25 protein-coding genes, 1 tRNA gene and 2 riboswitches are annotated in these 24878 nt (G+C 43.9%); of the genes, 12 read left to right on the top strand and 14 right to left on the bottom strand.

From position 1 onward, the window contains the following. Window positions 1-126 precede the first annotated feature (126 nt). Together MHI32_RS00570 and MHI32_RS00565 are read left to right on the top strand one after the other, a co-directional pair. Window positions 127-2193 carry a PBP1A family penicillin-binding protein gene (locus MHI32_RS00570; protein WP_340011720.1) on the top strand — a complete coding sequence of 689 codons (2067 nt, stop codon included), beginning with the start codon at window positions 127-129 and terminating at the stop codon, window positions 2191-2193. A gap of 205 nt (window positions 2194-2398) precedes the next feature. Then, complete coding sequence (locus tag MHI32_RS00565; RefSeq protein WP_038568063.1) at window positions 2399-2872, top strand: AbrB/MazE/SpoVT family DNA-binding domain-containing protein; 474 nt, start codon at window positions 2399-2401, stop codon at window positions 2870-2872. A gap of 79 nt (window positions 2873-2951) precedes the next feature. On the opposite strand, the gene MHI32_RS00560 is transcribed toward MHI32_RS00565, so the two are convergent. Beyond that, window positions 2952-3458 carry a YwhD family protein gene (locus MHI32_RS00560; RefSeq protein ID WP_036679953.1) on the bottom strand — a complete coding sequence of 169 codons (507 nt, stop codon included), beginning with the start codon at window positions 3456-3458 and terminating at the stop codon, window positions 2952-2954. Window positions 3459-3561: 103 nt separating this feature from the next. Here MHI32_RS00560 and MHI32_RS00555 point away from each other — a divergent pair, with 103 nt between their 5' ends. The 6 genes from MHI32_RS00555 (at window position 3562) to MHI32_RS00530 (ending at window position 9414) form a co-directional block, all read left to right on the top strand. Beyond that, on the top strand, window positions 3562-5568 hold the full coding sequence (locus MHI32_RS00555) for a M1 family metallopeptidase (protein WP_340011719.1): 2007 nt from the start codon (window positions 3562-3564) through the stop codon (window positions 5566-5568). 11 nt (window positions 5569-5579) lie between these two features. Next, on the top strand, window positions 5580-6410 hold the full coding sequence (locus tag MHI32_RS00550; protein ID WP_076130393.1) for a hypothetical protein: 831 nt from the start codon (window positions 5580-5582) through the stop codon (window positions 6408-6410). A 218-nt stretch (window positions 6411-6628) separates the two neighbouring features. Then, window positions 6629-6767, top strand: a riboswitch (cyclic di-AMP (ydaO/yuaA leader). 57 nt (window positions 6768-6824) lie between these two features. After that, window positions 6825-7253, top strand: coding sequence for a C40 family peptidase (locus tag MHI32_RS00545; protein ID WP_076130394.1), 429 nt, complete (start codon window positions 6825-6827; stop codon window positions 7251-7253). Between the two features lie 362 nt (window positions 7254-7615). Next, window positions 7616-7758: riboswitch (cyclic di-AMP (ydaO/yuaA leader) on the top strand. Between the two features lie 44 nt (window positions 7759-7802). Further along, the gene (locus tag MHI32_RS00540) at window positions 7803-8255 is read left to right on the top strand and encodes a C40 family peptidase (RefSeq protein WP_232061490.1); all 453 of its coding nucleotides are present in this window, start codon (window positions 7803-7805) and stop codon (window positions 8253-8255) included. Between the two features lie 189 nt (window positions 8256-8444). After that, complete coding sequence (locus tag MHI32_RS00535) at window positions 8445-8930, top strand: GNAT family N-acetyltransferase (RefSeq protein ID WP_340011718.1); 486 nt, start codon at window positions 8445-8447, stop codon at window positions 8928-8930. Between the two features lie 127 nt (window positions 8931-9057). Continuing rightward, window positions 9058-9414, top strand: coding sequence for a cytochrome c (locus MHI32_RS00530; RefSeq protein ID WP_036679962.1), 357 nt, complete (start codon window positions 9058-9060; stop codon window positions 9412-9414). Between the two features lie 81 nt (window positions 9415-9495). On the opposite strand, the gene MHI32_RS00525 is transcribed toward MHI32_RS00530, so the two are convergent. Together MHI32_RS00525 and MHI32_RS00520 are read right to left on the bottom strand one after the other, a co-directional pair. Then, entirely contained in the window at window positions 9496-9783 is a 288-nt protein-coding gene (locus tag MHI32_RS00525; RefSeq protein ID WP_076130383.1) for a 4a-hydroxytetrahydrobiopterin dehydratase, read from the bottom strand. Window positions 9784-10011: 228 nt separating this feature from the next. Beyond that, window positions 10012-10305, bottom strand: coding sequence for a hypothetical protein (locus tag MHI32_RS00520; protein WP_036679966.1), 294 nt, complete (start codon window positions 10303-10305; stop codon window positions 10012-10014). A 206-nt stretch (window positions 10306-10511) separates the two neighbouring features. Here MHI32_RS00520 and motA point away from each other — a divergent pair, with 206 nt between their 5' ends. Both motA and motB read left to right on the top strand, forming a co-directional pair. After that, on the top strand, window positions 10512-11312 hold the full coding sequence (motA, locus tag MHI32_RS00515) for a flagellar motor stator protein MotA (protein ID WP_036679967.1): 801 nt from the start codon (window positions 10512-10514) through the stop codon (window positions 11310-11312). After that, entirely contained in the window at window positions 11296-12111 is an 816-nt protein-coding gene (gene motB, locus MHI32_RS00510) for a flagellar motor protein MotB (RefSeq protein WP_076130384.1), read from the top strand. Before motA ends, motB begins: the two co-directional genes overlap by 17 nt. A gap of 113 nt (window positions 12112-12224) precedes the next feature. Here the strand turns inward: motB and rluF are convergent, their stop codons facing one another. Together rluF and MHI32_RS00500 are read right to left on the bottom strand one after the other, a co-directional pair. Beyond that, the gene (rluF, locus tag MHI32_RS00505) at window positions 12225-12926 is read right to left on the bottom strand and encodes a 23S rRNA pseudouridine(2604) synthase RluF (protein ID WP_036679985.1); all 702 of its coding nucleotides are present in this window, start codon (window positions 12924-12926) and stop codon (window positions 12225-12227) included. Continuing rightward, entirely contained in the window at window positions 12916-15243 is a 2328-nt protein-coding gene (locus MHI32_RS00500) for a sensor histidine kinase (protein WP_076280415.1), read from the bottom strand. Before MHI32_RS00500 ends, rluF begins: the two co-directional genes overlap by 11 nt. Before the next feature lie 304 nt (window positions 15244-15547). Here MHI32_RS00500 and tadA point away from each other — a divergent pair, with 304 nt between their 5' ends. Both tadA and MHI32_RS00490 read left to right on the top strand, forming a co-directional pair. Then, window positions 15548-16069, top strand: a complete 522-nt coding sequence (gene tadA, locus MHI32_RS00495) for a tRNA adenosine(34) deaminase TadA (protein ID WP_076130386.1) — start codon at window positions 15548-15550, stop codon at window positions 16067-16069. Continuing rightward, window positions 16070-16639, top strand: coding sequence for a GNAT family protein (locus MHI32_RS00490; RefSeq protein ID WP_076187218.1), 570 nt, complete (start codon window positions 16070-16072; stop codon window positions 16637-16639). It begins immediately after the preceding gene. 104 nt (window positions 16640-16743) lie between these two features. Here MHI32_RS00490 and MHI32_RS00485 read toward each other — a convergent pair whose 3' ends face one another. The 9 genes from MHI32_RS00485 to guaB form a co-directional block, all read right to left on the bottom strand. Next, complete coding sequence (locus MHI32_RS00485) at window positions 16744-17835, bottom strand: hypothetical protein (protein WP_076130388.1); 1092 nt, start codon at window positions 17833-17835, stop codon at window positions 16744-16746. A 105-nt stretch (window positions 17836-17940) separates the two neighbouring features. Further along, window positions 17941-18093, bottom strand: a complete 153-nt coding sequence (locus tag MHI32_RS00480; RefSeq protein ID WP_076138623.1) for a small acid-soluble spore protein P — start codon at window positions 18091-18093, stop codon at window positions 17941-17943. A gap of 11 nt (window positions 18094-18104) precedes the next feature. Beyond that, the gene (locus tag MHI32_RS00475) at window positions 18105-18446 is read right to left on the bottom strand and encodes a hypothetical protein (RefSeq protein WP_036679977.1); all 342 of its coding nucleotides are present in this window, start codon (window positions 18444-18446) and stop codon (window positions 18105-18107) included. A gap of 145 nt (window positions 18447-18591) precedes the next feature. Further along, window positions 18592-18680, bottom strand: a tRNA-Ser gene (locus MHI32_RS00470). Window positions 18681-18747: 67 nt separating this feature from the next. Continuing rightward, a complete protein-coding gene (serS, locus tag MHI32_RS00465; protein ID WP_038568043.1) occupies window positions 18748-20034 on the bottom strand; it encodes a serine--tRNA ligase in 1287 nt (428 codons plus the stop codon). Between the two features lie 74 nt (window positions 20035-20108). After that, window positions 20109-20705, bottom strand: coding sequence for a pyridoxal 5'-phosphate synthase glutaminase subunit PdxT (gene pdxT / locus MHI32_RS00460; protein WP_340011717.1), 597 nt, complete (start codon window positions 20703-20705; stop codon window positions 20109-20111). Window positions 20706-20723: 18 nt separating this feature from the next. After that, window positions 20724-21605 carry a pyridoxal 5'-phosphate synthase lyase subunit PdxS gene (pdxS, locus tag MHI32_RS00455; RefSeq protein ID WP_036679980.1) on the bottom strand — a complete coding sequence of 294 codons (882 nt, stop codon included), beginning with the start codon at window positions 21603-21605 and terminating at the stop codon, window positions 20724-20726. Between the two features lie 112 nt (window positions 21606-21717). Beyond that, window positions 21718-23112, bottom strand: a complete 1395-nt coding sequence (locus MHI32_RS00450) for a D-alanyl-D-alanine carboxypeptidase family protein (RefSeq protein WP_076187220.1) — start codon at window positions 23110-23112, stop codon at window positions 21718-21720. A gap of 125 nt (window positions 23113-23237) precedes the next feature. Continuing rightward, window positions 23238-24695 (bottom strand): IMP dehydrogenase, encoded by a 1458-nt coding sequence (guaB, locus tag MHI32_RS00445; protein ID WP_036679982.1) that lies wholly within the window; start codon window positions 24693-24695, stop codon window positions 23238-23240. Window positions 24696-24878 lie beyond the last annotated feature (183 nt).

Genomic DNA, 24878 nt, shown 5'->3' with positions numbered 1-24878 from the left:
CGCCAGAGAGGATACCCTATCTACCTTAAACAATCACAAAATAGAAACAATTTGTTACCCTCCATATCCCTAATGAATATCCTTCCAGATCCTTCCCCATAATATGAAAGAAAGGAGTCTGGTGCCATGACACGCGAATCAACGAATCCACCGAAACGAAAAAGCCGCTTCCGGCGTTTATTTCGGCTGCTGGCAGCCTTGATCATATTATTTGTATTAACCACCGGAGCTCTGCTCGGTTATCTATATCAAAAAGATCTTCCACCGATTAGCGATGATGTGCGCTCCAAGCTGTTTGACTCCCGGGGCAATGTTCTTGCCACCTTTACCTCAGACGGCCGCAGCCGTGAACCCGTCAAATTAAGTCAAATTTCTCCCCTGCTCATTGAAGCTACACTAGCAGTCGAGGATCGTAAATTTTATGAGCATTCCGGATTTGATCTGAAAGGGATGGCACGAGCTGTTCTTGTCAATCTGGAAGAGGGGAACCGGTCGCAGGGTGCTAGTACGCTAACTCAACAGCTCGCACGTAACCTCTACCTATCCCATGAAAAAACGTGGACGCGCAAGGCTAAAGAAGCTGTCTATACGATGCAGCTGGAGATGAAATACAGCAAAGATGAAATCCTGAACATGTATTTAAATAATATCTATTATGGCCACGGTGCTTACGGCATTGAAGCAGCCTCACGGATGTATTTTGGTAAATCTGCAGCTGATTTAGACCTGGCAGAGAGTACCATGCTGGCTGGAATTCCAAAGGGACCTACCTATTATTCACCATACAACCACATGGACAATGCTAAAAACCGCCAGAGAATCATCCTGACCGTCATGGCGAATTTAGGTAATATCACTCAGGAAGAAGCCGGACAAGCTGTCCAAGAGAACTTAAACTTCAAGCCGCAAGGGCAAAAGGATACGCTTGTAGCTGCGCCTTATTTCCGGGATTATATCCGCAATTTGGCTATAGAATCGCTCCACATCAGTAATGATGAGCTGGAGCAAGGCGGACTAAATGTCTATACCACCCTTGACCCTGACATGCAGCATGCCGCAGAAAATGCTGTTGACACAGAGATGGATCAAACTAGTGATCTGGAGACTGCGCTTGTATCCATCGATCCTCGCACCGGTTACATCAAAGCAATGGTCGGCGGAAAAAATTATCGTACCAACCAGTACAATCATGCTTTGGCCACCACACGCCAGCCGGGTTCTTCCTTTAAGCCGATTATGTATTTGGCCGCACTCTCTTCCAAAGAGATGACAGGACTTTCGGTCTTCAATAGTCAGCCAACGATGTTTCATTATGATAACAACCGCAAAACGTATCAGCCCCGAAACTTTGGGGATAAGTATCTGGGTGAAATTAATATGCGGCAAGCTATCGCAGCATCGGACAATATCTATGCTGTTAATACAATTATGAAGATCGGCGCGGATAAAGTGAGCGAAATGGCTGCGAAGATGGGCATTGACAGTCCACTTCAAAGCGTACCTTCGCTGGCACTAGGCACTTCACCGATCAGTCCGCTTGAAATGGCTGCGGCTTTTGCTGTAATTGGAAACAGCGGTCAGAAAATGCCGACCACAGCCATTCTAAAAATAACCGATTCAAATGGCATGGTCCTGTATGAAGCACCTCAACCCAAAGGAGTAACCGTCGTAGAACCTTCAGCTGCCTATGTCCTGACTCGTTTAATGGAGGGGGTATTCGAGACTGGGGGGACGGGCAATCGTGTGGCTTCCATAATCAAACGTCCGGTAGCCGGCAAGACCGGCACTACGGATACAGATGGCTGGATGGTAGGATTCACCCCGGAGCTATCCACGGCAGTCTGGGTTGGATACGACAAGGGGCGCGACATCGCAACTACCGACGGACGGCGTGCGGCTCCTATTTTCGCCCAATTTACTGAAAAAGCGCTGGAAAATGTCCCTCCAAAAATTTTCCCCATTCCAGATGGAGTGGTCAGCGTATACGTCAATCCGCAATCCGGTAAACTTGCTACAGCAGCATGTCCCGACAAAGAACTGGAAACCTTTATTAGTGGAACTGAGCCCACCGAATACTGCGAATTGCATGGAACTGGCGCCGCTCCTGCTGTCGATGACACACAAAGCAAGGTAGATCCTGCTGAAGAGAATCGTTCCCTATGGAAGAACATTAAACGCTGGTGGTTGAATTAGCCTCTTCATTTATATTGAAGGGGTTTTTCTTTTTTTATAAGTCATATATTGTAGTAACAACAGGATTTCTAAATTCAAATATCACTTGTCGCATAAGGGATGTAACCGTTTTATTTATTATGCTTACCCCATTCTCTTAACTCACAATTACTGCTATAATAGTTATTAGAAACCAAAATATAATGATGTAAATGAGGGACATGGGATGAAGGATACAGGCATGATCCGGAGTTTAGACAGTCTTGGGAGAATTGTGGTTCCCGCAGAAATCCGTATGACGCGTAATATCGACATTGGTGATCCTATCGAATTTTTTGTTTTAGACGAAAAAATCATCGTCCTTAGGAAGTACACCTCGACAGAGTGTACATTTTGCAGAAGCCACGACCATGTCACCTACTATAAAGAGCAGTTTATTTGTAGCAGCTGTCTAAAAGAAATTGTCGATCCTGAACGCATGTCTCAATTGCCAGAGTCACGTGAGGATTTTGTTGTTGAGGCACCAGAGCACAACACCAGCATCCGAAAGTCGAAGACAGAGGAAATGTGCCAACGTCTGGAACAAGCTATTGAAGATCATCCCTATGCCAACCAAAAAGAACTTGCAGAAATCCTCGGGATTAGCCAAGCCAGAGTGAGTCAGCTCAAACGCAAGCTTAGCAGTACAAGCAAATCATAAATTAAAAAAGCTTCGACGCTCCTATTTCCGGAGGTCGAAGCTTTTTTTATATCGGATAACCCTTCTGGAGGCTCCTATACTATTCAGTCAGTGCAGCTTTAAGCTCATCTGAGGATGCATTCCACCATGCTTCATTATGAGAGATCAGAAGGGATTTGAGAGCCGACTTCTCAATGGCTCCAAGCCCTGCCACATCGATCTTGCGTTTAAGAGCTGCATCCAGCTTATTGACATGCTCGGCAAGAATTTTCCATCCGCGGCGCGCTTCTGTATCAATCCACATTTCACAGGCTGTGATTCCACCATAAAATTGAGCTTCCAATGTACGGTCTACCGCTACCCATACCACCCAAACCTGTCTTCCATTCGGTACATCTTCACGATTCATGGAAAATTTAATTCCTTTTTCCACCTTGCTCTTGGCATGCATGGCACCGATATCAATAACCGCCACATCACCATCAATAATGACAGGTGAAACGTTGTTGAGATCTATAGAGCCTGCTCCAAAGCCTTTATGTTTACTTTTAGCGTTCACAATATTTAAGGCAATCTGTTTCTTGCCCTCCGGTTGTATGTTGTCCACGAGTGCACACCCTTCCTCTTACGAATAATTTAATTTTAGCTAATAATGCGGCGATTGCAAACATATACATCCCGTAGATGCTTGTCACGGGAGGAATCACACTATGAAGTCACTGTCATTAAAGTACATCATCTTTGCGACCCTGGCCATCCTCGCGCTGCTGGGAGGAGGAATATGGGCCTTTTCAGGGGATAGCTCAACAGCTTCTGTTACTAGCTTTGCTTCAAAAGAGGCCAAGTCCTCCAGCGGCACAGCGCCTGCAGCCGTACCACAGCAGGTATTGCCTGAGAGCGCGCCTGTCCCGGCAGAGGAGGCTTTAAGCCAGCGGGTAGTCGAGTATCACATTGATGTCCAGCTTGTTCCTGACACAGAAACCTTAAAAGCTTCTGAGACAGTAACCTGGACACACCCCGGAGTAAAGCCAGTAAGTGATTTATATTTTCACATGTATCCAAATGCATTCGCCTCATCAGATACCACCTTTATGAAGGAATCCGGGGGGACGCTCAGAGGCGACAGCATGCCTGAGAACGGCTTCGGAAATATGACGCTGACCGATCTGCGCACGACAGAGGGAACTTCGCTAATGCAAAGAGTGCAATATGTTCAACCTGATGACGGCAATATCAACGATAAGACGCTTCTAAAGGTACATCTTCCTCAGCCTGTTAATGGTGGGGAAAGTGTAACACTTAAGCTTCAGTATGAAGTCCAGCTGCCCAAAATCTTTGCTCGCATGGGTGCTTCAGGTAACTTCGTTATGGCTGGGCAATGGTTCCCTAAGCTTAGTGTATACGAGCCTAAGGGCACACGCGGAGTTAAAGAAGAAGGCTGGGACCTGCATCAGTATCACGGGACCTCTGAGTTTTACAGTGATTTTGGCATCTTTAATGTAACGATTGCCGTTCCTTCCAACTATACGGTGGCTGCGACCGGATTTCCTGTAAAAAATGCCAAGCTCAAACAAGATCAAAAAATATATCAGTTCTACGCCGATGATGTCCACGACTTCGCTTGGGCTGCATCCCCTGATTTTACAGTAGCAGAGGAGGCTTTCTCTACGCCGGAAGTGCCTGGAGTACGAATTAAGGTGTATCTCGACCCACTGCACAAAGACTTACAAGAGCGTTACCTTCAAGCTGCCAAGGCTGCCCTGACCTACTTCAGCAAATGGTATGGCCCTTATCCCTACTCTACGCTGTCTATTATCGTCCCACCTAAGGAGGGAAACGGCGCGGGAGGAATGGAATATCCTACACTTATTACAGCCTTTGGGGCCGCAGATTCTTCTCCAGATACCTCACTTGAAAGAACCGTCATTCATGAGATCGGCCATCAATACTTCTACGGTATGGTAGCCAGTAATGAATTCGAAGAGGCTTGGCTGGATGAAAGCTTTACTTCCTATGCCGAAGACAGACTTATGGAACAAGAATACGGTATCAAGTCTAATTTGCCTTTACAGGCCAGCCTGGTGACTATACCTGAGCCGTTAAATCTGGAAACGTGGAAATATGCAGGGGCGGATTCCTATAGCCGAAATGTTTATATCCGCGGCAAGCTTGTACTTAAAGATATCGAACGCCAGGTAGGTACCAAAGCAATGAACAACATCATGTCCTCCTACGCTCGTAAGTTCCGTTTCCAGCATCCCGCTACGTCAGATTTTCAGAAAGTCGTTGAGAAGGTAACCAAAAAATCATGGCAGGCATATTTCGATGATTACATTTATGGTGATGGTGCGCCTGACTTCTCAGTAGATACGATTACTTTTAAAAAAAATAACAGCGGCGATGCTCAAAGCTACGAATCATTAGTGAAGATTTCAAATAAAGGGAGCCATTACGTTGATGTTCCCGTGAAATTCACATTCGCCGACAGCTCTTCGGTGCAGCGGGTCTGGAACGGTGAAGGAGCAGAGACTACGTTTCAATTGTTAAGCGATAATCCTCTTCTCTCTGCTGAGATTGACCCTGAGCATTCCATCTTATTGGAGAGCAAACATTTAAACAACTTTAGGCTGGCGGAAATAGAGCCCAAGACGCTCTCTCGCTGGACGTTAAGTGTAACTAAACTACTTGAAACCGTGCTCGGAACTCTTGTCTGGTGAGGTGAATGATTGTGAGAACATCGATAACCCGCGGCTGGCAAAGCATGAAGGAGCAATTTTATATTTTAATTCTGCTCTTCATCTACCGACTGCTCTGGGGCTACTTTATGTATGGTTTCATCCGATCTGCTATTATTCCAATTCTACTGCGCTATCCAGATAAAGACGCCGGCGGCAGCGGTATGGGCAGACTGTTGTATTATATCGAGGGACAGTTCAGCTTGAATACTGACCCTGCGATACGCACTTGGTTATGGATGCTTCTAGGACTTGTTGTCTTGCGACTTCTGCTTTCTCCTTTCATAAGGGCAGGATTGCTGCATGAGCTGCACCAGGAGCGAAAGGGCGAGCGCGGGCTGTTCTTTTTCCCCGGCATGAAGATCTATGGACTACCTGTCTTAGTCTTTAGCCTAATCGAATGGGTGCTGACCCTGCTGCCGCTTTACTGGCTTGCTCCAAAAATGTACGGGCTGTTCTTATCCTCTTTGTTTAACTACACTTTGTTACTTCATTTAGTACCATACGTATTGGCATGGCTTATATATATTTTTATCGTGCGCCTGTTTCTTCTATATATGCAGTTTGGTTACACCGGCGGTACAGGAATGTTCTCCTCACTGTTCATCTGCTTGCGGTCACTGATTCCTGCTATAGGTGTTTCCATTGTACTTGGTGCGGGAGGCTTGCTCTTACTGCTAGTGTGCGGACTGACGGGTCTGTTCTGTCCCGGCCTGCCGGCACTTATAATACGGCAAATCTCACCACTACCTTCTACGCTCTTAAAAATGTGGGGAATCTCTGCACAATATCATCTATGGTGTAGCAAAGCATTTCCACAATAAATTAACCTTATTTGACATAATAAAAAGGTCCCAATTCCTGTATTCAGGAGCTGGGACTTTTTCTCATTACGGATAACTTAAGAGTATTTGCAAAATCATAAAAGCTCTGTTACAATAAGTCCTGTGCTATTAGTAACAATTTTGTAATCAATTGAAACGATTCCTACATAACTAAATGTATTTATCGTAAGTGTAACTGTCGAAACGTCATTCTCTTGGTGCTTAACACGCCTAATTCCTTTGCACCGGGAAGTGGGGGAACCATATTTTGGGTGAATTGATCTCGCTTTACAGGGATCATAGGGAATCTTCTACCGAACCCTTAAGCTAACCTCGCAGGCCTTGGAAGGAGTACATCTTTTGAAAAGACATAATTTAAGAAAAAAATGCGTCGCTGCGGCGCTAGGACTTGTAATGGCATTATCTATTGGTGGAGGAAGCGCCTTTGCCGACTCTAAGATGGACACTGTAATCTCAAAGACTATTGGAGTTGCCTATAAAACCGGAGGTACAAGCACTGCCGGATTTGATTGCTCTGGATTTACAAAATATGTATTCAAGAATGTGGGTCTTACTTTACCTCGTACATCAAAAGCTCAATATAGCGTTGGAACTGCTGTATCCAAAAGCAATCTGCGTTCTGGTGATCTAGTGTTCTTTAACACACTTGGCAATGGAGTATCCCATGTCGGCATTTATGTTGGAAACGGAAAATTCGCACAATCGTCCTCTTCGCGTGGAGTGACCATCACTTCACTCAGTCAGGCCTACTGGGCCAATCGTTATGTTGGCGCTAAAAGAGTAATGAGTACTTCAGCTTATCAAGCTGTAGCCTTCGATTGAAACCTTCCTCACAACTATAACCTCATAATTACAACTATATGAACCTGAATCTGATTATTCCCGTAATCAAATTCGGGTTTTTCTTTTTTCCATAATATATTTTTACACTAATAGAGCCCAATTGAAACACGTTTATTTGATAAAAATTGCAATTATATTAAAAATTAGGTCATTATTAACGCTTACATATGCCTTTCTACCGTAAAAATGCCAATTTTTCTGCATTAATATGTTAAAAACGATTGCCAAGCGGCTTTCTGTTTGTTACAATTAGCGCAGTGAGATTTTAGTAACATTTTTGTAATCATTAAGTTGTTATTTACAAAGGTTTTGTCATGTATTGATTACAAGCTAATCCTAATCAACAGTATGAGCCGAGTTTCCTAACTATTAGGAAAACGGGGGAACCAACTTTGGGTGAATTGACCTCCATTATATAGAGGGGTCATAGGGGACCTTCAACCGAACCCTTAAGCTAACCTCGTAGGCATTTGGAAGGGGTATACACTTTTGAAGAAGAAGTTAGCAGCAGCAGTACTAAGCTTTTCCATCATCCTCACCATCGGAGCAGGAAGCGCTTTCGCAGATTCCAAAATGGATAAAGTGATTGACAAGGCCATCGGTACTAAATACGTATCCGGCGGTATATCCACTAACGGATTTGATTGCTCCGGATTTACAATGTATGTGTTTGATAAGATTGGCATTAACCTTCCACACCAATCAGGTTCCCAATATCAAATGGGCACAGCAATCTCCCGTGATGATATAAGAGCCGGAGATCTTGTATTCTTCAATACAAGTGGCAAAGGTGTCTCCCATGTCGGCATTTATGTCGGTGAAGGTAAGTTCGCACACGCTTCTACCTCACGCGGTGTTACGATTAGCTCTCTGAGTGATAGCTACTACGTGAAACGCTACGTTGGTGCTAAGCGCATTATGAGCACAGACGCTTACCAATCGGTTGCTGCTGAATCGGAAGACAATGATGATGTTCAATAAGTAACGTACATAGGCTCTTTTCCAAGGTAACTCTTGGAGGAGAGCTTGTTTTTTTGTCTTATTACTTATTTACCCCTCTCATAATTTGTAAAACATTCCTCTCATATAAAGTTTCTGAGTCGAACCTCCCCCATTTTGTATATAATTAGTAATATAGCAATGTCCTCGTGAAAGGAGATCGTTGACTTTATGATAAATCCCTCGGTAACTTTTCATGTAGTTCCTATGGAGGCAATTCACGGAGAAGCTATTTGTAAGTGGAGCTATACGCCTCCATATAATATTTATGGCTGGATGCCGTGGGAGCAGATGCAGGCTCTTGGCATCGAGTTTGGTGATCCGCAGCTCCGGGAGGAACAATATGTCTCCATATTAAATGAACAAGAGGTTTTGTGCGGATTCGCACAGTTGTTTCCGATGGAAGGAGTCGTTCGTTTAGGAGTTGGGATGCGCCCCGATCTATGCGGCCATGGTTTAGGCAAACTATTCGTAGATGCCATCGTCCAGACAGCTTTGAATCGTTATCCTGATCGTGAGATAGATCTGGAAGTCCTGACCTGGAACCAACGCGCCATTCGAACTTATCAAAAATGTGGATTTACGATTACAGATACGTATGAACGCCGCACACCTACAGGAGACAAACCTTTTTATTGCATGGTCTATGACAAATGATATTAAATACCAGATATTTCATAAGAATGATTGTATTCTCGTTCATTTTTTTGTCACAAACCCTATGATAACGCTTCACCATAAGCTATAATGTAGGGAGCAGCTTACATAGAAGGGACGAATTGGGATGCAGAAATGGATCATGAGCGGTTTGTTTTTTGCCGCCTGTGCCTTTGCGGTAGTACTCATGTTTACACTTCCGGGTAAAGAAGAGGTAGCGGAAGAAAATAAGCCCACGATGCCGGTAGTTCAACTGGACGCAGCAAAGGCAGAAGCAACCGTGAAAGCCAGCTGTATCACCTGTCACGGCGATCAGCTTCAAGGTGGAGTTGGACCAAGTCTTCAGAATGAAGGCGGCCAGCATGACGCTGAGGAAATCTACAGCATTGTCACTAAAGGACGTGGTCAAATGCCTTCCTTTAAGGAAAAGCTAGCGCCTGAAGAGATCGCCAACGTCGCACTCTGGCTCTCAGAGAAAAAGTAACCCATCAAGCAACTAAAAACGCCCGTGTATGAGATAGGTGACTATCTATGCACGGGCGTTTATTTTATGATTTTGGCTAAACTAATGATTTTTTTCAAAGGCTTCATTAAATTCATGCGCCGCTCGAAGATCTAGAGCCGTAATCCCATCTTCTTCATTAGATTCAAGTCGCAGGGTAACTGTTTTATAATCAATCGTAATATGTGGATGATGATCGAAGGCTTCTGAAATCGTGGCTACTTCATCAACGAACGCAATGCCCTTCATATATTGGCTGAACATATATTTTCGCACCATAACATTATTATCCAGCTTCCACCCCTCCAGCTTGGTGATCTCCTCACGCAGTTCCTCTTCCGTAAATAACAATTCGTTTCCTCCCTTACAAAAAATTGCAGTAAAGTGCGCAGTTCCCTTTACTTGACTTAGGCGTTAAACAAAACATCCCTTAGCTTCTGAGGTCCAAGGGATGTGCCAGGATAAAGGCGATATTTTCGATTTAATGTATTCACAAATCCCAGCGATTATAACTCGGCTTTATCAATTTTAACACGGGCTACTAACTACGGGCAAATTACGTCCAGACGTCTCCTCTGCCTAAATCAAAACCACTGAAGCCAAATCCTCTTCGCCAACTAAAATATTAATGCGATGCGTGTCCTTATCGTAAATAATTACACCGCTCCCCACTTCAATCATAGGTTCATTACCCAGCGCGAAGAAAAGATCCTCAGCCAATGCTTCCCATACCTCCAGCTTTGATTCTTGGGGTAGTTCCTGCCACTCGTCCGGATCCATCTCAAAAAATAAATATCCATCGGAAATTCGTCCGACGGCTTCGGTCAAATCTGTTAGAATTTCACCGTAATCTCTACCATGCTTTACACCCACGTATATCACTCCGTTTTCTTCACAGATGAATAATTACTTACCTTATCCATTATAGCCGAAAAAATGACTTCACAAAAAACCGAATGATGTCGATAAATAAGAATATACGTTAATTCGGTTTCGCACAGAGTGCCCTGCCGCTGTTTCAAGGATGATATACGCGGCATTGTCGGAACACATCTTAAATCTCACGGACGAGGTGCAAAATGGAAATTTCAACAATAATTGGTTTAATTTTTGGTTTGGTTGCTGTAATCTGGGGCATGATCCTCAAGCACGCTCCACTTCATGCTTTGGCCACACCTGCTGCTTACGTTATTATCTTGGTGGGTACGGCAGCGTCTATTTTCATGGCCTTTCCTTTCAACGAGGTCAAAAAGATTCCAAGTCTGTTCAAAATGATTTTTATCAAAAAGAAATTAATCAGTAAACCCGAATTAATCACTATGTTCATGGAATGGGCTTCTATCACACGGCGTGAAGGTCTGTTGGCTCTAGAATCAAAGGTCGATGAAATAGAAGATAACTTCCTCAGGAATGGCATGCGGATGATCATTGATGGAAATGATCAGGATTTTGTCCGCGATGTCCTCATGGAGGATATCCACGCCACAGAGGATAGACATAAAGCAGGAGCGCTCATTTTCTCACAGGCAGGTATGTATGCTCCTACCCTTGGGGTGCTCGGGGCGGTTATCGGCCTCATCGCCGCTCTGGCTGATATGAGTGATATGAATAAATTGGCTGCGGCAATCGGGGCTGCCTTCATCGCCACTTTGCTTGGTATCTTTACAGGTTACGTATTATGGCATCCTATTGCTAATAAGCTGAAACGTCTCTCCAAACAAGAAATCGAAGTTCGAATGATGATGGTCGAAGGTCTTTTGTCCATACAGTCCGGTGTATCTACTATTGCCATCAATCAGAAGCTTGCTGTATTCCTAACACCTTCGCAACGCGTTAAGTTAAATGAGAAGGACGGTGGATCAGGTGAGCAAAAAGACTAGACACGAAGAGCATGAAGAACATGCCGATGAATCGTGGCTGTTACCTTATTCCGACCTCATGACTCTTCTGGTGGCTCTGTTCATCGTTATGTATTCTATGAGCGCAACGGATGCCAAGAAATTTGAAGAGATGAGTCAAGCCTTCAGTTCCGCACTTAATGGCGGTACAGGCATTCTTGAAGAGCGGGCAGCAATGCCTAGTAAAACTCAAGAAGATCTGGGGAAAAATGATAAGATGGGTAGCTCTACTTCCAAGAAAGCTGAAGAAGCAGAAATGGCAAAGCTACGACAAAAGGAACAAGAGGATTTAGAGAAGCTTAAGAAACAATTCGATCAATATATTAAGAGCAACGGTCTAACTGATCTGCTCAGTACGAAGCTTAATCAATCTCAGCTAATGATTACGATCAGTGATAACGCATTGTTCGCCTCTGGCCAAGCCATTGTTAAGGATGATTCGCGGCAATTAGCTAAATCCATCTCAACGATGCTGCAGCAATTCCCGGATTATGATGTAGTAGTGCAAGGGCACACCGACGATATTCCGATTTCCAATAGCAACTATTCATCCAACTGGGATCTGAGTGCGGATCGGGCACTTCAGTTCATGAAGATTTTGCTGCAGAACACAAATCTAAATCCGCGCAAATTTAGTGCGATTGGATACGGCGAGTATCATCCTATTTCGGATAATGACACAGCTACCGGCCGAAGCAAGAATCGCCGGGTAGAGGTTTCCATTATTCGCAAATATCAAGAATCCAAAGAGTTTACAGGGATTGTTCCCTCTGCTGAATAAGTGATTTCGTAAGGTAATAAAAAGAGCTGTCCAAAGGTCTTAGACCCCGGACAGCTCTTTTTTTGTTGCGAGTACTACATTCTATATGGACCTGTAACATTGTAATAACATTCCTACAGTAACTCGTAGTTCAGCGTAGCTCCAAGCTCTTTCTTCTCATCAGCAGACAGCTCCCGCCATTCTCCCGTTTGCAATGCCCCCAGGCGAATATTCATAATCCGAATGCGTTGCAGCTTTCGCACCTCATAGCCAAAAGCGCTGCACATACGACGAATCTGGCGATTTTTGCCCTCTGTCAAAATAATACGGAAGACACGCTCCGTAATACGCGTGACCTCACAGGGCAGCGTCTTCTCACCTAATATTTTCACACCGCTCGACATGCCGGTAATAAATGAAGGCGTAATGGGTCTGTCCACGGTAACCACATATTCTTTTTCATGCCGGCCTTCCGCCCGCAAAATTTTATTAACGATATCACCATCATTAGTAAGCAAGATTAATCCTTCCGAATCCTTATCGAGACGACCAATCGGGAATATACGCTCATGATGACCTACAAAATCGACAATATTCCCCTTGATATGCTGTTCTGTGGTTGATGTAATCCCAACCGGCTTGTTTAGAGCAATGTAGACCGTCTGGCTTGAGGTTTCAAGCGCTATACCATCTATTCGCACATCATCGCCCGGAACAGCCTGACTGCCCAGCACAGCAGGCTCTCCGTTGATCGTAACTCTGCCGGCATCCACAAGCTTGTCTGCTTCTCGGCGTGAACAGTATCCTGTCTCACTGATGAATTTATTAATTCTCACGTTGTTCTTCACTCCGTTCATCCTTAATGTTAAGCCAAGGTGTAACCCCTCCAGCTGCAGGCAGCTTAATCATAACGGTTGTCCCCCGGCCAACTTCACTTTGTATTTCCAAATGACCCTTATGAGCCTGAATAATACGCTGGCTAATCATTAACCCAAGCCCAGTCCCCGATTCCTTATTCGTGAAGAACGGTTCACCCAGCTTAGGCAGCACGTCCTCTGGAATCCCTTCACCCTGATCTTTGATTACAATAAAGACGCAATCCACAGAGTTCCACAGTTCCATTGAAATGACGCCACCCTCAGGCATAGCCTCAATTGCATTTTTAACAATATTAATAAATACCTGCTTCAGCTGGTTCTCTTCACAATGTACAGTAGCAGGTTGTTCAGAGAATTTCGTACTAAATTGAATATCATGTAGATGAGCCTGACTATCCAATAGAGAAACTACATCACCTAATATGTAGCGAAGATCTTTCTCCTGAAAATGAACGGCTTGCGGCTTAGCCAGGATTAAAAATTCACTGACGATAAGATTAATCCGCTCCAGCTCGGATAACATCAGCTCTACATGAAGCGGAACCAAGAGCTCCTTCTCCTGTTGAAGCTGTAGAAATCCTTTTAACGTGGTAAGAGGGTTACGAATCTCATGAGCTACTCCTGCGGCCAATTGGCCGACTGTAGTTAGTTTCTCAGAGCGTCTAAGCAGCTCCTCCATTCGATTGCGTTCCGTCATATCACGAGAAACGTGAATAAAGGAATGGGGATAACCCTCTTCATCTCGAATTATCGAGGTACTAACGCTAACTTCAACTAATGATCCGTCCCGTTTAAGTCTCACTGTCTCGATCGGCGGCAGAACTGCACCATTTCTTAACGCGTCAAGCCGCTCTTCCTCTTGCTTAAGCGCTGTCGCGGGTACAAGATATGGCATATTGCCTATCACTTCTGTTGCACTCCATCCGTACAGCTCCTCAAAGGCTCTGTTAGTGCTAGTGATTCGTCCCTCCATATCCAACGTATGAATCGCATCCGACGTACCGTTAATTACGGATTCCAAATGCTCCTTAACCGCCCGGTTCTCTTCCAGCGTCTGCTTAAGACGATTGGTGCGTTGCATAAGATGAGAAGTCATAGCGTTAATCCGCAAGGCTAATTGACCTAACTCATCACGAGAGGTTACCTTTAATGGAGGTTCGAACTTACCCCGCGCTACGTCATTGACTTTGGCAAGTATAGCCTGAATTGGACGAGTAATAAAACCTGAAAGTATGTAACTACATAGCAAAAATAATGCCAGCAATAACAGAGACGTAGTCAAATAATTGGCTAATTGTTCATGAACTACGGATGAAATCACAGAATAATCCAAAACTACACCGATTACGTAAGGCTCCATTTTAGGATTCTGAATAGGAATGAAGCTTTTGAGCACTCTTTTCCCATGTACCTTCGTCTCCAGTGTAACTGGCTTCTGCTTCTGCTGAGCTAATAGAATAGCTGCTTTATCTTGCTCCACATTACCATAAGTATAGGTACCGAACTTAATTGGGCGGTTGCCAAGTTTCTTTTTAAATGCATCGCTTCCATCACCCGCCATACTTGCTAAACCAAATGTTGTTGGATTAAATCCTGTAAGCTCTAAAATCCCTGGATTAACTTCTTTGGTTCGCTCTACAATTTGATCGGGGTTGGTGATTTCGATATATTCACTTGCCGCAGTATTGAGAATAACAGGATTAATGATGTAGTTGCTTGCTTCATCATGATAATAACCCCACTTCTCAATGAAATCGGGATTGTAGGTTGAATATTCAAATGGGCCTGACCAAAAATGATCCAATGACTGACCTTGCCCCACAGTGACTTCCTGATTATCAAATAACTCCAAAAGGGCAAGGTACCAGTACCCCCAACCTTGAGTGGACATTCCAATATCAATCGGATTTGATGCCCTTGTCACCACGATATCATTATCAGTCTTTACCAGAATTGAAATATTAGACACGCCCAACTTGGAAGTTAGGGCCTTAAGTTGAGCGTTGGTTATATTCTTATAATCCGGACCCAATTCCTTAGAGGCAAAGATGGCAGCCATTCTTAAGTTATGCGCGATTTGATATTCTACATAGTTAGAGCTATAGTTACTTTGTTCTACAGAAACAGCCATTTGCATAGCGGTGATCTGCATATTATTTACGTTTTCATTTCTTAGATTATTCTGAGCGGCATAAAGGTTAAATGTCAGATTCAATGCTAAAATTAGCAGTACCGCTCCAAAAATAATAGCAGATAGTTTTGTCTTTATGGACAAACTGTTATTCACCTCTTATCCACTGGTAAATCCTTGCGGAGCCTATAATAAACATCATACCTTTTGCCCCCTCATTTGAAAAGGACATTTAAAACAAGCCTATTAATTCACGAAATATTGAAATTCAAAAGGTGTTTCTCTACAATATATAAGAAACCATCCACATCTTATGCACATATAAACAAATTATTAAAGTCCGGTGTGTACAAAAATGTGTATAAGTAGGCTGTTATCCACAGAGTTATGCACATTTTGTTAAGAACGAATATTTGTTCGTTGTACAATGGTTACAGAAGAAGGGAAGATGATCTTGAATATTAAAGCCAATGAATCGCCAGAAGATATACAAGCGGTTCATGAATATTGGATGAGGCAGGCGATCGCAGAAGCACGTAAAGCTGAGGCATTAGGTGAGGTTCCTATTGGCGCTGTCATTGTTCGACATGGTGAAATTATAGGACGTGGATACAATTTACGAGAAACGACAATGGATTCGACAGCCCATGCAGAGATGGTAGCCATTCGCGAGGCCAGCAATGTCATGAATTCTTGGCGTCTGCTGGATTGCCAGCTGTACGTCACCCTAGAACCTTGTCCGATGTGTGCAGGAGCAATAGTGCAGTCCAGAGTGCCTCTCACGGTATATGGAACGCCTGACCCTAAAGCTGGATGTGCCGGGACCCTCATGAACTTGCTTGAAGAGCCGCGATTTAATCATAGAACTGAGGTAATACAGGATGTTTTACAAGAAGAATGTGCAGATCTACTCACCTCCTTCTTTCGCCGTTTACGTAAAAAGCCAATTAAACAAAAGGAGGACTCCTAAATGACCCTTACTCTATATCATACCTCTCAAGGGATCTATATTTCTCCACTTGAGCTTAAGGATGCACAAAGCCTGCTGGAGCTTCGTTTAAATAACCGGGTAACCCACGAACCGTTTGAGCCAAAACGTGATGAGCACTTCTTTACCCTGGAGAGTCAGCAACAGATCATCAATCAGCGTATTGAGGACGCCCTACAGGACAGAGCTTATATGTTCGGCATTTATCTGCTGGATGGACAGCTAATCGGTCAGATCACATTGTCCAACGTCTCACGAGGTGTAGCACAATATGCTGATTTAGGATATTTAATGGATCATCGGATGCAAGGACAAGGTTATATGACAGCAGCGGTCGGATTAGTCCTTGGCTATGCTTTCCGAGCCTTAGGTCTACATAGAGTTCAGGCAGCTATTTTATTGCATAATGAAGCTTCCCGAAGAGTCCTGGAGAAGAGTGGGTTTAAACCTGAAGGGGTTGCCCGTCAGTATCTTAAAATAAATGGACAGTGGCAGGATCACCAAACCTACGCAATCTTAACTGAAGATGTGCTGACAGAGGAACAGAAATAGGATTCTGCATTGTCGCAGGAATCAGCGCTACTTTTTTCCTAAAAAAAGACCCGCATGGGCGTATAATATACGCCTCATGCGGGTCTTTATCTTGCGAACTGGGATTAATAAGTTCCCAAACCACCGAATTCTTCTCCAAGTTGATCCATTGTAATTACATCATCACCTTGAGGGATACCAATCTTGAATACCGGCTTTTCGTTGATCTTGCTGTATTGGCCCGTTCCATTTACTGAGAAGGCCACTTTTGTGCCATCTTCCGGATCATTTACTTTAACATCCATCAATAAATCCTGATACACAGCGTATCCGTCCTTATTGATCGCAGTATTATAGTGGAACTGGTTGATGGTAAGGTACTTATCAAGATCAGCTAAGCCCTTATCCAATTCAGTTCTAGCTTCACCTGATGTCAGTTCTTCTTTAGCCTTAGCTAGATCTGCATCTTTAATCTGCAGCATATCCTTGTATTCTTCCTTGCTTACGATATCAATGATTTTTGGCAGGGCATTATTCACCAAGATAGTGATTGCTTCTTTAACATTATCGTTAGTCACTTGGAACTGAACGACTTGTTTAGCTTCCACACCTTCTGGTAAATTAGCATCTTTGGGATCAATCTCGTTAAAATATTTTTCTTCGTCATATTCAGCTAGGACAGTGTCCACCACTTCATTAGACAGCTTCTGCATTTTTTGAGTATCCATCGTACTTGGGTTAAATTCTGCACCCTCCTGCTCTGCCAACGCCTTCAGATCAACCTCTACAAACTTATTGAGGATTGTCTCAGGAATCGGTACGAAAGGAATAGATGGAATCTTAACATACAACTTCTCGGCAGTCATTACCATAGGAACATTAAAGCTCATGCTCATATCGCCTTTCAGATTCAGAACCATAGTTAGTTCTGTCTGCATTGGCTCTGCTTGATATACCCCATCAATGGTAATATCAGCATTCTTAAGCATACTAAGTACCTGTGTAGTCATTGCAGCAGATTCAGCGTCAGAAGTCTCGATCGTAAGATCGTTGATCGTGAATTTACTCTTCATCTCATAAGATGACATTGTAGTCGCTTTAGTAGCGGCTGATTTTAAGGCCTCTTTTGGCGCCTCCTGTTTACTTGCACATCCCGGCAGAATTACTGCTGCTGTAAGCAGCAATGCAGCGGCCGACAAACCCCACTTTTTGTTCATTATTGTTCTCCTCTCCCATTGTAAAAGAAATCTCTCCCCCTCCTATGATAAACCATTTGTAAAAATCAAGAAACACTTCTTTAAAATTCTTAACGTTTTTATTTGTTAACCTTGTGGATTATGGTGGTCAACATGGTTCGCTTGTTTCACCTTTTTAGAACCTGAAAGCGGTTCTGGGCCTGATGGAGTATGGTCTTTTCTCCGCTCACCACTTGTTGGCTCTGCCCCAGGAACAGGGATACTTTTTGGTTTCGACATTTTCATTCCTCCTAAGGATTGGTCAAGTTCTGAAGAGCCTGAGCACATTCATGAATTTGCCGTGAGTATTGCTGTGCCAGCTGCTGTACGGCATCACTACGCTCATCAATATGGAGACCGCTCTGTTCCACATCCAGCAGATCCACTGCCACTTCTCTGCTATCTACATACTTGCAGCGAAAATCCAGCGAATAGCCTTGATGACCTGCCGCATTAAAATGAATCAGCAAGCTATTCGGATCCCCATTATCCGCCAGCACACTGAAACTATCCCCATCATCCATCAACGCCGGCAAGCGCTCCTGCCAGGCTGAGACAAGCTTATGCTGATCAACTTCTAATGATCTATCCATGATTATGATCATCCTCCTTCTCTAATACATTGCGGAGAAATGAAGCTTTTTATTCTCAATAGAACTGGGTCTACCAAACAAAACAAAAAACCGTCCCCCAGAGGGAACGGTTTCTATCTAATTATTCTTTAAGTTCATAAAGGAATGGCGGAGAGGATGGGATTCGAACCCATGTGGGCTTGCACCCTAACGGTTTTCAAGACCGCCCCGTTATGACCGCTTCGGTACCTCTCCAAATGCATTTAAATTTCACATGCATTAGGATTGTACCATACAATGCAAAGAAAAAGCAACTATATCTTTAAATAGTTTTTGGTTGTATCGATTTTACATTGCGCATATAAGGTTGTAGGCATTCTGGAATCAGAACACTGCCATCCTCTTGCTGATAATTCTCAAGAATTGCAGCAACCGTACGTCCAACCGCCAAAGCAGAGCCGTTCAGCGTATGAACAAATTCAGGCTTCGATTTTGGATCCTTACGGAAACGAATATTTGCCCGGCGTGCTTGGAAGTCTTCTGTATTTGAGCAAGAGGAGATCTCACGGTACATCCCACTCTCAGGCAACCACACTTCCAAATCATACGTCTTAGCCGATGTAAAGCCCATATCAGCCGTACATAACCCAAGTACACGATAAGGCAGTCCCAACAGCTGCAGCACACTTTCAGCGTCTGCTGTCATTTTTTCTAATTCCTCATAAGAGGATTCAGGGGTGGTGAGCTTCACCAACTCTACCTTGTTGAATTGATGCTGGCGAATCAAACCGCGAGTATCACGGCCCGCCGAGCCCGCCTCAGAACGGAAACAAGAGCTGTAAGCTACATGGTATTTAGGCAGGTCAGCTGCCGTCAAAATCTCTTCGCGATAGTAGTTCGTTACCGGTACTTCAGCTGTAGGAATCAAATAGTATTCGGTATCCCGCAGCTTGAACAGATCCTCTTCGAATTTAGGCAGTTGTCCTGTACCATACAAGCTGTCTTTGTTTACAATGTAAGGCGGCAGCATTTCCTCATAGTTATGCTCACCACTGTGAAGATCCATCATAAAGTTAATCAGCGCCCGTTCTAGACGTGCTCCAAGTCCTTTATAGAAAACAAACCGGGATCCTGTAACCTTTGCTGCAGCTTCAAAATCAATAATATCAAGCTGCTGCGCAAGCTCCCAATGTGATTTCGGAGTGAATCCGAACTCTTTGGGCTCCGACCAGCGGCGTAATTCAACGTTATCATCCTCGGATTTCCCTACTGGAACTGAATCATGAGGAATATTAGGGATATTCATAGTAAGATCAGCAATCTGAGCTTCCAGTTCACGTACTTCATCATCAAGCTCTTTAATCCGGTCAGACACTGTACGCATTTCTGTAATTAGATCATCTGCTGGTTCGCCGTTCTTTTTCTTTTTCGCTACTTCACCTGAAACTGTATTACGACGGTTCTTAAGACCTTCGGTTTCTTGCAGTAATTCACGTCGACGCAAATCAAGTTGTGGAAAATCAGCAATTAAGTCCAGTGATTTGCCCCGTTTTTCTAAAGCCTCTTCCACTCTTGCGTAATCACTACGTAGTATTTTTACATCTAACACAAAGTTTCCCTCCTGAAAACAGCCTAAACTCTTTCAAAATGCTGATTACAGCTTTGAAAGAGTCAGGATGTTCTTTATATGCGATTTTGTTGTTGGACTTCCCTATTCGCCTCTACCATATCGGCAAAATATTGGTGCAGTCTGAAATCATCGGTCAGTTCTGGATGAAAAGAACACACCAGCAAGTTGCCTTCGCGCGCGGTTACAATCTCATCATTATAGACGGTAAGCACATCAACTCGAGGTCCTACCTCGTTGATAAGCGGTGCACGTATAAACACAGCACGAACCGGCTCATCAATGCCTTTAACCTCCAGATCACATTCAAAGCTTTCCCGTTGGCGGCCGAATGCATTCCGGGCTACGGTAATATCCATCAGCTCCAAATGCCCCGGTTCACCACCGGCAATTTTTTTGGCCAGCACAATCATACCCGCACATGTGCCAAAAATAGGCTTGCCCTGATCAGAAAAATCACGGATGGCTTCTATGAAGCCATATTTCCGCATTAGCTTTCCAATCGTTGTACTTTCTCCGCCGGGGATAATCAGGCCTTCAACCTCTTCTAGCTGCTCCACACGCTTGATAGGCACGCCTTCTGCACCGGTCTTCTCTATACTAACAATATGCTCCGTAACAGCGCCTTGCAGCGCCAATACTCCTATCTTCATCCTACAACCTTCTCTCTATTAACGGCCACGCTCCGACATACGTTCAGCCGGGGTGAGAGTTGCAATATCAATCCCCTTCATTGGTGCACCAAGGTTCTTGGATACTTCAGCAATCAGTTTGTAATCAGTATAGTGTGTAGTGGCTTCAACAATCGCACGCGCAAATTTCTCAGGATTGTCCGATTTAAAAATACCCGAGCCTACGAATACACCATCAGCACCCAAATGCATCATAAGAGCAGCATCTGCAGGAGTAGCTACACCCCCAGCGGCAAAGTTAACAACCGGCAGTTTGCCAAGCTCATGTACTTCGAGCAACAGCTCGTAGGAAACTCCCAGGTTCTTTGCTTCATTATATAGCTCGTCCTTGGACAAATTCGTTACTTTACGGATTTGACTGTTGATAAAGCGCATGTGACGCACGGCCTCAACAATGTTGCCTGTTCCTGGTTCACCTTTTGTACGGATCATGGAGGCACCTTCGTTAATACGTCTCAGTGCTTCTCCCAAATCCTTCGCTCCACATACAAAAGGAACGGTGAACTCATGTTTATCAATATGGAATACTTCATCAGCAGGAGTAAGAACTTCACTCTCATCCAAGTAATCAACACCCAAAGATTCTAGAACTTTCGCTTCTACATAATGGCCGATACGAGCCTTAGCCATAACAGGGATACTTACCACCTTGAGAACCTCTTCTACAATTGTAGGATCGGCCATCCGTGCTACACCGCCAGCTGCACGAATGTCAGAAGGTACGCGTTCCAGAGCCATAACAGCAACTGCACCAGCAGCCTCAGCAATTTTTGCTTGCTCTGCATTCATGACGTCCATAATGACGCCGCCTTTTTGCATTTCTGCCATGCCTCTTTTAACTCGCGATGTACCTGTTTCCATGTCCTAACCCCCCGAATGATCTATCTTAATCTAACTTGTAATTTTACCCCAATGAAGGGAAATCTACAACCCATTTACTCGGATTTACTGCTGATTTCGACACCAAACTGCATTAGAACAAGTTCTTGATCCCTGAAAATAAATCACCGAAGAAATCGCCAATCGCTCTAAGGAACAACTTGAACCAGCCAGCCTTCTCAGCTTCCTCTACTGTGATCAGATTAACTGTTTTCTCCTGTGCTGCTTGCATGCCTTCAGCCTTGTAGGAATAGGTAACTTTACCTACTTTAGAGGATTGAGCTATAGGAGCAACCAAAGTTGCAGGGTCATTTGTTACAACAGTTGTAGTAACTTCAGGAGAAACCGTTCCCTTAGGAACAATGAAAGAAACTCCTTCATCAGTAACTATAGAAACATCTTTATTCTTTCCTTTCAGTACCGGAACTGTTTCCGTGCCAGCAATAACAGCCTTCGGAGCTACAACCTGTTTGATTTCAAAGTTGTTAAATCCGTAGTCGAGCACTTTTTTTGTTTCTGTGAATCGATGTGCCTCTGAGTTAGCACCCATAACAACACTGATTAGACGCATTCCATCACGCACAGCAGTACCGGTAAAGCAGTTACCTGCATTTGTGGTATGGCCAGTCTTCAGTCCATCTAGACCTGGATAAGCATATGCCTTAAAGTTGGGGATACTTTTGTTAGCTTCCAGCATCCAGTTGTAGTTAATGATCGGCGCTGTATCCCGATCACGGAATTTATAAGACTGAATCGTTGTAAATTCAGTGAAGTCCGGGTGGTCAGTAACTATAAATTTAGCAAGAGTAGCTGCATCTCTAGCTGACATTACAGTCTCTTTATCAAGATCAGGACGGAATTTCTTCGGCATGTCTGCCCGATCAAGTCCGGTTGAGTTAATAAAATAGGTATTTTTCATGCCCATCTTCTGTGCAGTCTGATTCATTAGTTCTACGAATTGTTCTTCTGAACCCGATACCAATTCTGCCAAAGCAACCGTGGCATCATTCGCCGATCCTACAGCCATCGCTATGTATAGCTCTTTAACCGTATGTTCATCTCCAGCTGCCAGAAAAATTCGTGATCCGACCTGTTTGGAAGCATTCTCTTGAATGATAACTTTCTGATCCCAAGAGATGTCTCCTTTTTTCACGGCATCAGATACAAGATATTCAGTCATCATCTTGGTCATACTCGCAGGTGGGAGTGGTGTATCTGGATTTAGAGCCATAAGTACTTGGCCTGTAGTTGGTTCTATTAGAATAGCAGAACTCAATTCCAAGTTAAGAGATTCCACAGAAGGGATCTTAACTGCGTTGGTCTTGGGTGCAGTTTCAGTAGCAGTTGCGGCACCTTCGGTTGTAACCGGAGTTTTGCCCGCTTCAGCCAATGCTGGAATTACAGGGTTCATTAACATATTTAAAAGCAGACCTACAGTCGCTGTCTTAATTACAATTTGCTTACCATTAAATTTTCGTTTGTGCTTCAATGATTACGACTCTCCTTTAAATCTCATATCAATAGCTTGTTCTATTCTAACACAGGGGTACCCGCAAAAAAAGACAGACAGGACGAAATAGTCCTGTCTGTCCAAAAAATAATACGGTTAGTCCATTATACGGAATAGTTTGGTGCTTCTTTTGTAATTTGCACATCATGCGGGTGGCTTTCACGAAGTCCAGCACTTGTGATGCGAATGAAAGAAGTATCGTTACGCAGTTCTTCCAATGACTTCGTACCGCAATAGCCCATACCTGAGCGCAATCCGCCGATCAATTGATGAACAGTGTCAGAAAGAGGCCCTTTAAAAGCAATACGTCCCTCAATTCCTTCAGGAACGAGCTTTTTATCATCATCTTGGAAATAACGGTCTTTACTGCCTTGTTTCATGGCACTCATGCTGCCCATACCACGATATACTTTAAATTTACGGCCTTGATAAAGCTCAGATTCCCCTGGGCTTTCTTCTGTACCCGCAAACATACTTCCCATCATTACAGCATGAGCACCAGCTGCGATAGCCTTAGTGATCTCCCCAGAATACTTAATACCGCCATCAGCGATAATAGGAATTCCGTACTCGCGAGCAACTGTCGCACAATCATAAATGGCTGTAACCTGTGGTACGCCGATACCAGCGATAACGCGTGTTGTACAGATCGATCCTGGTCCAATACCTACTTTAACTACAGATGCACCAGCTTCAATAAGTTCACGGGTTGCTTCGCCTGTAGCTACGTTACCAGCAACAATCGTAAGATCAGGATATAGCTCACGAATTTGGCGAACCGCTTCAATAATATTAATGTGGTGACCATGTGCAGAATCGACTACAATCAGATCCACACCAGCTTTTACTAATGCTGCAGTACGTTCGAAGGTGTCTTTAGAGATACCAACAGCTGCTCCAACAAGTAGACGGCCATGTGCATCTTTGGCTCCGTTAGGGAATTGAATAGCTTTTTCAATATCCTTAATGGTGATGAGGCCCTTAAGAATATTATTCTCGTCCACAAGGGGAAGCTTCTCGATCTTATGACGTTGCAGGATACCTTCTGCTTCCTGAAGGGTTGTACCCACAGCAGCTGTTACAAGATTCTCATGTGTCATAACTTCTTTAATTTGAATATTGAAATCATGAATAAAGCGTAAGTCTCTATTAGTCAGAATACCGACAAGTTTATTGTCACTGTCTACAATCGGCACTCCGGAAATGCGATATTTACCCATTAAAAGCTCTGCATCAGATACCATGTGTTCTGCCGTAAGTGAGAATGGATTCGTAATAACTCCGCTCTCGGAACGCTTCACACGATCTACTTCTTCCGCTTGCTGCTCTACAGGCATATTCTTGTGTATAATCCCGATGCCACCCTCACGAGCAATTGCAATGGCCATGGCTGCTTCTGTGACTGTGTCCATACCTGCACTCATAAGTGGAATATTCAACTTCACATTCTTACTTAGAACTGTGGTCAAATCCACTTCTTTAGGCAGTACCTCAGATTTACGCGGAACCAGCAGCACATCATCAAAAGTTAGACCTTCTTTACCAAACTTATCTTTCCACACCTGGGTCATTCCTCCTCGGTTGTTTTAAATTATACCCGCCTACAAACTTTATGAAAGAAGAACCTTTGACTCCAGTCCATTCACGACAGACAATTCTGTACATCTGGGGGCTGAACAAGTGTAGATCTTCAATTAAGGTTTGAGATGCTTATCCAAAAATATATTATTGCCATCTTAGCAAAG

It is taken from the genome of Paenibacillus sp. FSL H7-0690 (assembly GCF_037980415.1).
GTDB lineage: Bacteria > Bacillota > Bacilli > Paenibacillales > Paenibacillaceae > Paenibacillus_AQ > Paenibacillus_AQ odorifer.
This window is presented reverse-complemented; position numbering and strand designations above follow the sequence as displayed.